This is a genomic window from Azonexus sp. (assembly GCF_036170495.1).
In the GTDB taxonomy this organism is placed as follows: domain Bacteria; phylum Pseudomonadota; class Gammaproteobacteria; order Burkholderiales; family Rhodocyclaceae; genus Azonexus.
Genome location: NZ_JAVHPH010000242.1, coordinates 1 through 3,347 on the forward strand (window position 1 = coordinate 1; position 3,347 = coordinate 3,347).

Annotated in this window: 5 protein-coding genes; all 5 read right to left on the minus strand. The window is 64.6% G+C overall.

Translation table 11 applies throughout. The features are described from left to right. Positions 1-372 (minus strand): peptide-methionine (S)-S-oxide reductase MsrA (msrA, locus tag ADADOO_RS08290; protein WP_511276624.1); only part of this gene is annotated, 372 nt, incomplete at its 3' end. Between the two features lie 47 nt (positions 373-419). Continuing rightward, positions 420-917 (minus strand): peptide-methionine (R)-S-oxide reductase MsrB, encoded by a 498-nt coding sequence (msrB, locus tag ADADOO_RS08295; RefSeq protein WP_511276626.1) that lies wholly within the window; start codon positions 915-917, stop codon positions 420-422. Then, complete coding sequence (locus ADADOO_RS08300) at positions 914-1,777, minus strand: phosphonate ABC transporter ATP-binding protein (RefSeq protein ID WP_511276628.1); 864 nt, start codon at positions 1,775-1,777, stop codon at positions 914-916. Before ADADOO_RS08300 ends, msrB begins: the two co-directional genes overlap by 4 nt. After that, complete coding sequence (gene phnE, locus ADADOO_RS08305) at positions 1,774-2,667, minus strand: phosphonate ABC transporter, permease protein PhnE (RefSeq protein ID WP_511276629.1); 894 nt, start codon at positions 2,665-2,667, stop codon at positions 1,774-1,776. Before phnE ends, ADADOO_RS08300 begins: the two co-directional genes overlap by 4 nt. Continuing rightward, positions 2,667-3,347: phosphate/phosphite/phosphonate ABC transporter substrate-binding protein (locus ADADOO_RS08310; RefSeq protein ID WP_511276631.1), on the minus strand; the 681-nt coding region annotated here is incomplete at its 5' end. The genes ADADOO_RS08310 and phnE, both read right to left, overlap by 1 nt.

Genomic DNA, 3,347 nt, shown 5'->3' on the forward strand with positions numbered 1-3,347 from the left:
CTCGTTCTGCCAGTAAATGCCGCTGCGGTACTGGCTGCCGACATCGCAGAACTGGCGGTCCTTGACTGTCGGGTCGATGTGCCGCCAGAAATACTCGACCAGTTGCGAATAGCTGACCTTCTGCGGATCGTAGAAGACGCGCACGGCTTCCGCGTGGCCGGTCTTGCCTGCGCTGACCGCTTCGTAGCTCGGGCTCTTGGTCAGGCCGGCGGTGTAGCCGGATTCGACTTCAATGACGCCGGGCAACTTTTCGAAGTCGGCTTCGACGCACCAGAAGCAGCCGCCGGCAAACAGGGCGCTGGCCCTGGCGGCTGGCGCTTCGGTGGCCTGAATCGGGAAACTGCCGGCCAGTGCGGCAATTACTACGACCATAGAAACAACTGCTGGCCCCAGGGTCAACCGGAAAAAATGACGAATTTTCATGTCCGTAGCGCCGGCAGTGGCTCGCCCTTGACGACAAAGCCGAGGGCGACCCCGTTGTTGCAGTAGCGCTTGCCGGTCGGCTTCGGGCCGTCGTCGAAGACATGCCCCTGATGGCCGCCGCAATGTGAGCAGTGGTACTCGGTGCGCGGGTAGATCAGTTTGAAATCGGTCGACGTGGCGACGGCGCCGGGCAATGGCTGCCAGAAACTCGGCCAGCCGGTGCCGCTCTCGTACTTTTGCGCGCTGTCGAACAGCGGCTGATTGCAGGCGGCGCAGATGAAAGTGCCGGCGCGTTTTTCGCCGTTCAGCGGGCTACTGCCGGCCGGCTCGGTGCCGGCTTCGAAGAGCACGGCGTAGGCGGCCGGGGGCAGCAGTTTTTTCCATTCGGCGCGGCTCTTGTTGAGCGGAAAGGTGCTGGCCGCGGTAACGCCGAAAGGCAGGACGCTGGCGGCGATCAGCCCGGAAACTTGGGTAATCCAGTGGCGACGGTTCATGGTTTCTCCTCGAGTGCTGCTTGCTGATATGACCCGTTTTTAAGCCGCGTCGTTCCCTCGCGAAAACACAGTGCGCCGGCGGCTTCCGGCACTTGCCAGGGGCCTGCCGGAGCCGCATCGTCCGGGCGATACAAATGGCTCAGTTTTTGGTCGTCGACCGCAGCCAGCGGCAGATCGAAGGCGATCCGGCCGCTTTTCAGGCCGATCACGCGATCGGCCAGCAAGGGCAGCAAAGACGGGTTATGGACGACTGAGATCAACGTTGCCTGGCGCGCTGCCTGGGCCAGCCGGTGGCAGACCTCGCCGGCGGCGGCCGGATCGAGCGCGGCGGTCGGCTCGTCGGCGAGAATGAGTTTGGGCTGCTGGACGAGCAGACGGGCGATGGCGACCTTCTGGCGTTCGCCGCCGGAAAGCTTGTCGGCCCGTGTTGTGGCGCGGGCCAGCAGGCCGACGGCATGCAGCGCGGCAGCGGCCCTGGCGACCTCGTTAGCCGGAAAATAGCGAACCCAGCTACGCCAGCCGGTGACGCGACCGAGGCTGCCGATCAGCACGTTTTCCTGCGCGCTCAGACGGCCAACCAGGTGCAGACCTTGGTGGATTTGGCCGACTTCGCTGCGCAGGGCGCGCAGTTCGCGGGCCGACGGGCTGCCGCTGAGGTCGCGGCCGAGCACGTCGACCCGGCCATGCGCGGCCGGCATGAAACCGGTCAGCAGGCGGAGCAGGGTCGATTTGCCGGCGCCGTTGTGGCCGACGATGGCGACCCGCTCGCCGTGGCGGATACTCAGTGCCTCGACATCGAGCAGCGCCCGCCCGTCGGCTACGCAGCACACTTGTGCCAGGGAAATGGCCATTTCGTTCATGACAGGGCCTGCCGGATGCGCCGGCTGAGGGCGTCGAAGGCGGAAACCATCAGCACGATGACGATCAGTACGGTCGACAGCCGTCCCCACTGAAAAAGCGAGGTGGCTTCGGTGATCAGTAGACCAAGCCCGCCGGCACCGATCAGGCCGAGGATGGTCGAGTCGCGGATGTTGAATTCCCAGACGTAGAGGTGGCTGGAAACGAATTGCGGCAGCACCGCGGGCCAGACGGCGTTGAAGAAGACCTGGTCGGGCGTCGCGCCGACACTGCGCACGGCATCGATGGCCGCCCTGTCGAGCGACTCGATGGCTTCGGCAAAGAGCTTGCCGTAGGTGCCCATCGAATGCAGGCCGATGGCCAGGATGCCGGCGGTCGGGCCAAGGCCGACGATGCCGACGAGGACCAGCCCGAAGACCAGCGTGTGGATCGAGCGGGCAATGTCGAGCACCCCCTTGGCCAGCCAGGCCAGCGGTTTCGGCGCGGCCAGGTTGCGCGCTGTCAGCACGGCCAGCGGCAGGGCGAGCAAGGCGCCGAGCAGCGAGCCGAGGGTGGCGATGCGGATGGTCGTCCAGGTGGCGCGGCCGAGGCCGGCCAGGTAGTCGGCTTCGACTTCCGGGCGGTTCTCGACACGGAGCACGCTGCCGTCGTCGCTCTTGTATTCGAGATTCGGGTTGCCGAACCAGACATCGAGAAAACTCGGGTGAGCAAATTCGCCCACCGTTTTGACCAGATTGGCCAGCGGATGCCGCCCCAGCGACAGTTCGTCTTCGCGCGCCAACGTGCCGAGGCAGGCGGCGACGAGCAGCGCGTAGATCAGGGTTAGCCCGAGAAAGCCGAGCCGGCCGCTGAAGCGATGGACGACATGGCTGGTCAGGGCGTGGACGCTCATTATTTGGCCTGCAATTTCCCGGTCGCCAGGCCGGCATCGCGGATTGGCTTGTAGAAGGCGTTATCGCGGCTGACGAAGCCGGTGTAATGCGGCGGCAGCAGCTTGGGATTGGCCTTCAGGGCTGCGCCGACATCGCCGAGGGCACCCTGGAGCTGAGCTATCAGCGCCTTGTCGCTGGCCAGTGCACTGCTCACGGCAAAGGCGTCATTGGGCAATGGGGCCGAGGTCCAGATGATCTTCGAGTCCTCGGCCTTGATCAGGCCTTGTTCGATCATCGCGTTACGGTTGCGGTTGTAATCGGCTCCGGCATCGAGCACGCCCTGGGTGACCTGGGTTTCGATGGCCTGGTGCGAGGTATGGACCACCTTGCTGAAATACTTTTCCGGCGTGATGCCCTGCGTCATCAGGTAATGCAGCGGGATCAGGTAGCCGGAAGTCGATCCCTTGTCACCGAAGGCGAAGGTCTTGCCCTTGAGATCGGCCAGGGTATTGATGCCGGATTTCGGGTGGGTGATCGTGATGGCGAAATACTCGGGCTTGCCGTCGTAAAGGATGGTCGAAATGACCTGGGCGCCGGCCTGGTGATTGGCCAGCACGTAGCCCCACGGACCCATCAGCGCGATGTCGGTTTCGCCGTTGGCCAGCGACTTGGCGAGGCCTTCCCAGCTATCGACGGTGCG